The sequence below is a fragment of the Salinimicrobium oceani genome (assembly GCF_012037645.1).
The window spans coordinates 1-6,383 of the sequence record NZ_JAAVJR010000016.1; the positions used below are offsets into that span (position 1 = coordinate 1).

General features: G+C 42.3%; 7 protein-coding genes. 2 read left to right on the forward strand and 5 right to left on the reverse strand.

What is annotated here, in order from left to right:
- Nucleotides 1-183: 183 nt before the first annotated feature.
- A complete protein-coding gene (locus tag HC175_RS14975) occupies nt 184-591 on the reverse strand; it encodes a DUF2059 domain-containing protein (RefSeq protein WP_168139303.1) in 408 nt (135 codons plus the stop codon).
- Between the two features lie 147 nt (nt 592-738).
- Between HC175_RS14975 and HC175_RS14980 the strand changes: the two genes are divergently transcribed.
- A complete protein-coding gene (locus HC175_RS14980) occupies nt 739-1,263 on the forward strand; it encodes a hypothetical protein (RefSeq protein ID WP_168139304.1) in 525 nt (174 codons plus the stop codon).
- On the opposite strand, the gene HC175_RS14985 is transcribed toward HC175_RS14980, so the two are convergent.
- From HC175_RS14985 to HC175_RS15000, 4 genes are read right to left on the reverse strand one after another with little or no spacing between them, the layout of a single operon-like run.
- Nucleotides 1,242-2,081 carry a CvfB family protein gene (locus HC175_RS14985; protein ID WP_168139305.1) on the reverse strand — a complete coding sequence of 280 codons (840 nt, stop codon included), beginning with the start codon at nt 2,079-2,081 and terminating at the stop codon, nt 1,242-1,244. The two genes, HC175_RS14980 and HC175_RS14985, sit on opposite strands and share 22 nt — an antisense overlap.
- 38 nt (nt 2,082-2,119) lie before the next feature.
- Entirely contained in the window at nt 2,120-3,850 is a 1,731-nt protein-coding gene (gene menD / locus HC175_RS14990) for a 2-succinyl-5-enolpyruvyl-6-hydroxy-3-cyclohexene-1-carboxylic-acid synthase (RefSeq protein WP_168139306.1), read from the reverse strand.
- 60 nt (nt 3,851-3,910) lie between these two features.
- Nucleotides 3,911-5,137: a chorismate-binding protein gene (locus HC175_RS14995; protein ID WP_168139307.1), complete on the reverse strand. Its 1,227-nt coding sequence runs from the start codon at nt 5,135-5,137 to the stop codon at nt 3,911-3,913.
- Entirely contained in the window at nt 5,130-5,558 is a 429-nt protein-coding gene (locus HC175_RS15000; RefSeq protein ID WP_168139308.1) for a PaaI family thioesterase, read from the reverse strand. Before HC175_RS15000 ends, HC175_RS14995 begins: the two co-directional genes overlap by 8 nt.
- Nucleotides 5,559-5,605: 47 nt before the next feature.
- Here HC175_RS15000 and HC175_RS15005 point away from each other — a divergent pair, with 47 nt between their 5' ends.
- The gene (locus HC175_RS15005; RefSeq protein WP_168139309.1) at nt 5,606-6,244 is read left to right on the forward strand and encodes an alpha/beta hydrolase; all 639 of its coding nucleotides are present in this window, start codon (nt 5,606-5,608) and stop codon (nt 6,242-6,244) included.
- The last annotated feature ends 139 nt before the right edge of the window (nt 6,245-6,383 follow it).

A 6,383-nucleotide genomic window follows, 5' to 3' on the forward strand; every position in this document is an offset into this window, starting at 1 on the left:
CTACCTGGGATACTACTGCCAATTTAAAGCCTAAGTTGTAATCCTTCTGTGTCCGTTTAACTGCTTTGTTTGTTGATGATTTCATAAATAAGTCGATTTGTTGTCAACTTATTTCAGGACGGGTCAAGGCGAATAAAAAAGTCCGCCAATAAGAAGCGGACTTTCCGTATTTTTTGAGAGCTACTACTTTTGCATATATTTCATCATAATGGGCTGCAGCTCTTGCCCCCATTGCTGGCCAATGTCCATTCCTTTTCTTGTAAGTTCTGGAGTGACTTCTCTCATTTTTTCTCCAACAGGAGTATTGTAAAATTTGAGAATTTCATCTATTTCGGCTTCTGTGAATTCCTCGATGTACACCTGAGCTAACTGACCATAGATCCCTTCCAGGCTCGCCATCATTTCCTTTTTAAAGGCCTCTTTGTTCTCTTCGGGCATCATCTGTACAATAGGATCTAAAACGACATCAAATTGCTGCCCAGAGGTCATTTTGATCAATTGTACTGCTTTTTCCTGAAGCGCATCTTTTTCCTGGGCCTGAGTCTGAATCCCGGTAAAAATAAGGAACAACAGGCAAATTACTTTTTTCATGTAGATTGGATTTAGTTAGGAACAAAAATAAAATTTTAATTCAGTAGTTAGAGGAACAGATGAATTTTCACCGATAGAAAAGTCAACCCCAGCCATTCTTTTCTCATATTTGTATGGTTTTTGCTTCCTTTGCCATATTCAGGAATTATGAACAAACTATTTCTTCTATTTTTTCTCATGTTCTGTTACAGTGGATCTTCACAGGAACTTCCTGCTAATCCTGCTGAAACGGGCATTTTTAAAAAATTCGCCTTTTCACTTCATGAAAGTTCTTTCACAGGCTCCACCATGATGCGTCCCAGTCTTTCTTTTCTTACTCCCGATTTTCCTGAAAGTACATTTACCCTTACCGAAGTGAACTTTAACAAAGAACAGAAACGGGAGGTCAATCTTATTGCTATTATGAAGCAAGAAAGAATAGCCAGGGAAAGCGGGTACATAGATCTGGAAGCTCCTGTTCCTACTATAGGCCGTGGAGAAAAGTCATTGATCGAAGTGACCAATGATTTGAGGAGGTATGACAGAGGCTCAAACTATGATATTTACACAGGAGAAAAGAAAATTCCTGCATACGACGAAATGAAGGTGCCATTATTCAGCAGGCCGCACTATTCGGGCGCCAGGGTGAGAGGTTACATCTCTCCCTACTCCTATTCCTCGTTTTTAAGGTAAATTCCGTTTTCTTTAATATCTACTTTACGTTGTTTATATAAATTCCCCAGGGCCCGCTTAAAGCTCTTTTTACTCATTTGCACCTCTTTTTGAACTTCTTGTGGAGAAGATTTATCGGTGAGCGGTAAAAACCCGCCTTTTATTTCCAGTAATGTTAGAAGTTCCTGAGCATTAGGTTCAATACTACGATATCCGGGACGTTGCAGCGTGATATCTATTTTCCCGTCGGGACGGGTTTTCTTTACAAATCCTTTAAGCCTGTCACCCACGTGCAGTTTTTGAAAGACATCATCTTTATATAGCAATCCTTTATGGATCTCATTGACGATCACGTTCCAGCCCAATTCCGTAGGATTAGCAACTATGAGATCTACCTCTTCAAAGGCTTCTACGGTAAGCTGGGAATTATCTAGAAAAGCATCTACCTTACTTGAACCAACCAGCCTGTCTGTCAATTCATCCAGGTAGCAGAAAATAAGATATCGTTCTCCCTGCCGCATCTTTACCGCTTGTTCCTTAAAGGGCACAAAAAGATGCTTTTCCAGACCCCAATCCATAAAAGCACCAATCTCACTGACCTCTACACATTTCAAAAAGCCGAATTCATCCAGCTTCACAAATGGCTTCAAGGTAGTTGCCACCGGTCGCTCCTCGTGATCAAGATAAACGAAAACCTTTATTTCATCCCCAATTTCAAAAGTCGCAGGTTTGTATTTGTTAGGTAACAGCACCTCATTTCCGTCATCATCTTTAAGAAAAAGTCCGGGTTCTGTATCGCGATCGATCTTTAAGGTGTGATATTCTCCAATGGCAAGCATAAAATCAAATTTTTGGCAAAGTTACTTATAATTAATGGCTATTTCACGAAGCTGAAATATTCCAGCAACACCTCGTCATTCACCTTCCGCGGAGTAAATATCTCCAGAACCTTTGGTTTTTCTGAAGTGTCAAAAAAGGTATTTAAGCCCTCCTTTATTTCTTCGGAAGATTTAGCTGATGCATATTCAAATCCGTAGAGGTCACAAACAGGTTTTGCGTTGAGCTCATGTACTGTTTCAAAATACTCATCAAAAGTATTTGTATTCTTGTCTCCCGGAAGAATCCTGAAGATCCCTCCTCCCCGATTATTTAATATAATGATCCTGAAATTCTTCGGAATGTTCTTATTCCAAAGTGCATTGCTATCATAGAAAAAGCTAAGGTCTCCGGTGATCATCAGTACCGGTTCTTGCGAGATCATTGCAGCTCCCACCGAAGTTGAAATGCTGCCATCTATCCCGCTGGTGCCGCGGTTACAGTAGATCTGCAAGTCTTCTTTCCATCTAAAGAGCTGCGCGTAACGAATTGTGGAACTGTTTGCCAGGTGCACGATATAATTCTCCGGTACTGCCGGACAAACCAACTGCATCGCCATAAGATCTGAATACGGGATCCTTCCCATATAATCTTCGTGCTTTACTTTTCTCCTGCTTCTCACCTCCAGCCAGTATTCGGCATAATTACTTTCTGAAATTTCAGTAAGCGGAAGGAATTGACTAAAGAACGAATTCACTGAAGTTTCAAAATGTTTGTTCAGGCAAAAGAAGGTGTTATATGCCTTTTTTGGATCCACATGCCAGTGCTGTTTCGGCTGATAATTCCGAAGGAAAGCCTTGATCTTTTTTGAGACGATCATTCCGCCGAAGGTGAGCAGTATTTCGGGCTGCAGATTGTCAAAAAGTTGCTCCCGGTTTTCATCTTTTTCAATGGGCCCTACGATGGTATCAATGCGCGTAAAGAATTTCTCCTGATGTACATTGGAAGTAGTTTCGGTAAAAACAATGACCGAAGGATCATTTGCCAGCCAATCCAGAAACTTTTGTTCTACCGAATTCGGAGAAGAAACTCCAATGATCACCATCTTCCTCGCAGCCTGGTTCCAAAGATCGGCATACGCCTGCAACTGATTTTGAGAATAGGTTCTCTCAATGATCTCGGGCAAAATTTGAATCGGATTCACCTCCACATCCTCTACCGTACCATAAAGCGGCTCATAGAAAGGAACATTGATATGCACCGGTCCCTTCTCCTCTATCGCCTTGTTTAGCGCCAAATTGATTTCCCGTTCGTTATGCTTCTGAGATTCGAATTGTTTCTGCTGAAGTTTCTTATCTGTCGCTTCATTTTCCAGCACCAACTCTGAATGCAGGTTAGCCGAATAGAGAATATGGTTCTCAAAAATGTTCTTTTGGCGAATGGTTTGTCCGTCACCAATGTCAATACGTTCTATTGGTCTGTCGGCAGAGATCACCACCAGCGGAATGTCGCTGTAGAAAGCCTCGGCCACCGCCGGATAATAATTGAGCAATGCCGATCCTGATGTACAAACCACTGCCACGGGTTTTTGAAGTTGCTGTGCCATTCCTATAGCCACAAAGGCCGCGCAGCGTTCGTCAACGATGCTGTAAGTTTTAATATTTGGATGATGTACAAAGCCGTTAGTCAGCGGCGCATTTCGGGAGCCGGGAGAAATCACAACATGCTGAATTCCCTTGGCTTCGCAAAGCGCAACAATTGATCTTGCAACCGGTATTTTTGGGTGTTTCATATAAGGATTCTATAAGACCTGCAAGGTTTTCAAAACCTTGCAGGTCTCTATATTAAAAAATTATTTCAACAGCACTTTCTTCATAGTTTCCGCCTTATTCACTGTTTCCTGCCACTCATCTTCGGGCACGGAATCTTTCGTGATTCCGCCACCAACGAACAGCACCGCCTTATTTTCTTCAATTTTCATACAGCGCAAATTCACGTAAAGATGAGTTTCTTTTTTAACCGCTCGGTAAGCGAGGTTCTCAACATTTCTCCTGGTCCTGCTTCGCTGTACATTTGTCTGCAGATTCAGTTCTCCCAGAAATCCGGTGTAGAATTCTCTGTCGTAATTTTCTTCTGAAAGTATGAATTCCCTGGCTTTCTCTTTTGGCAAGCCGCATACTGCGGGTGTGGGATGCACGGCGGAAATTATTCTTTCTGCTGAGCCGCGATTAATGACGGCTTTACCGGAATCTTCTTTTGGAATTTGGCCCTCCTTCGCTAAAGCTGCGGCGGGTGAAAATTTGGAATTTGGGATCTTGCCAGATATATCCGTGCGCAGATGCAAAAGGTTTCCTGCCTTTGTTGTATAAGCCGCTGAGCTCTCGACTCCGCTCGAGCTGACACCTGCTTTTTCTAAATCATCTAAAATAGAATCAGTAACGAATTGCTGTTCCTGCTGCTCTTTTTCACCCCATTCCACATCCATTGTACCCGAGAATTTTTGAGTACCGGCAAGAGCCATAGTTTTAAAGCGGTTTCCTTCGATCTTCAGGAGAGTTTCAGGCGTGGCGCCAAGCCAGCAGCCGACTTTCGGGTGAAACCAGCAGTAGACAAAAGCTGTAGAATAGATTTTCAGCAGTTTTTTGAATAACTTCAGCGGATTAGGATCATCCAAAGCCACTATTTCCTTTCGGGAAAGCACCACCTTCTCCATTGCTCCGGCTTTTAAAGCCTCAACTGCTTTTGTTATCAGCTTAACATGAGTCAACTTTTTTTCTTCCGGAATTTCCCCTTTTTGAGAGGTATCACTAAACTTTGCTTCTTCAGAAATTACCTGCTCAAAAATGAGCTTTTCCGAAGCATTTTCAGGAAAGAGTACAGCTTTTTCTGAGGTGTCAAAAGGGGCAAAAACGAAGCCGCATTCGGTGAAGTCATCAGAATAATGCAGCTGATCATCCTGTTGCAAAAAAGCTTTGACTTCTCCTGAATTTCCACTTAAAACAGGCTTACGATAAGCCACAAAAGGAAGATTTTGAGAATGCTGAGCCTCCAGTTTTTGAAAAAATTCAGCTTCAGGCATTGGTTCTCTTTTTCGGAAGTGTGATGGTCGTAAGCTTCACCACAGAAATAAGGTTTTCGGCTTCGTCTGTGATCCTGATGCTCCAAAGTTGTGTAGTGCGTCCCTTATGAAGATAAGTGGCTTTGGCGTAGACAAAACCTTCAGAAATACTTTTCAGGTGATTGGCAGAGATCTCTATCCCGCGGACAAAGAATTCATCGGTGTCAAGAAAAATGTAGCTGGCGAAACTTCCCACACTTTCGGCCAGCGCAACTGTAGCACCGCCGTGCAGAACTCCGTCGGGTTGATGAACCTTAGAAGTCACTGGCATTTTGGCCACCAGGTAATCCTCACCGACTTCAATAAATTCAATATCAAGAGTTTCCATGAGCGTGTTTTTCGATACTTTCTTCGACAACTCCAGAATTTCCTCTTTGGTCATAGCAAATAGATTGGTTTCTTTGTAAAAGTACAAAACCACCCGATAATATGGATGAAAAGCAGGTTTCTTATCGCGCCACCAATACCTATAGCACATTAAATGAATTCACAGACAATACTGAAAACGTCTGGGTAGTTTTCCACGGAATTGGCTACCTGAGCCGCTATTTCCTGAAATACTTTCGCCACCTTAACCAGGAGAAGAATTATATCATCGCGCCCCAAGCGCCTTCGAAATATTATCTCAATGAAAAATATGAGCACGTGGGCGCCTCCTGGGCTACCCGCGAAAATACAGAGCAGGAGATCCAAAATGTCCTCTCATACCTGGATGAACTATACGAACAAGAAGGTCTCAACAATGCCAAAAAGCTGATCCTTTTCGGCTACTCCCAGGGCGTCTCCATCGTCAGCCGCTGGATCGCCAGACGAAAGATCCATTGCTCAAAACTCATCCTTAATTCCGGCCGGCTTCCAAAAGAATTAGAAGGTGAAGATTTTACTTTTTTAGAAGGTACAGAGATCTCCTTTGTCTACGGAACGGAAGATCCTTTTGTGAACAAGGAGTTTCTTAAATCGGAAGAAAAGCGGATTAGAGAGTTATTTCCAAAGAATTTGAAGTTCATTCCTTTTAATGGCGGACATGAGGTGAATCAACAGGTGATTGTCAAACTGGCCGGGGAATAGTTTTTAGAACAGTGAACTTCCCTGATTAGTGTTGACCGGTTTTACATATTAATTTTCATTATCAAAAATAGTAATTACTGGTCTTTCTTCTGGTCTGAGGGTTGACCAATAACTAATGAATTCTTCAGGATTCTTTTTC

Coding starts and splice junctions, on each gene's coding strand:
- HC175_RS14975 (WP_168139303.1), bottom strand. CDS start 591: ATGAAAAAAGTAATTTGCCTGTTGTTCCTTATTTTTACCGGGATTCAG.
- HC175_RS14980 (WP_168139304.1), top strand. CDS start 739: ATGAACAAACTATTTCTTCTATTTTTTCTCATGTTCTGTTACAGTGGA.
- HC175_RS14985 (WP_168139305.1), bottom strand. CDS start 2,081: ATGCTTGCCATTGGAGAATATCACACCTTAAAGATCGATCGCGATACA.
- menD (WP_168139306.1), bottom strand. CDS start 3,850: ATGAAACACCCAAAAATACCGGTTGCAAGATCAATTGTTGCGCTTTGC.
- HC175_RS14995 (WP_168139307.1), bottom strand. CDS start 5,137: ATGCCTGAAGCTGAATTTTTTCAAAAACTGGAGGCTCAGCATTCTCAA.
- HC175_RS15000 (WP_168139308.1), bottom strand. CDS start 5,558: ATGACCAAAGAGGAAATTCTGGAGTTGTCGAAGAAAGTATCGAAAAAC.
- HC175_RS15005 (WP_168139309.1), top strand. CDS start 5,606: ATGGATGAAAAGCAGGTTTCTTATCGCGCCACCAATACCTATAGCACA.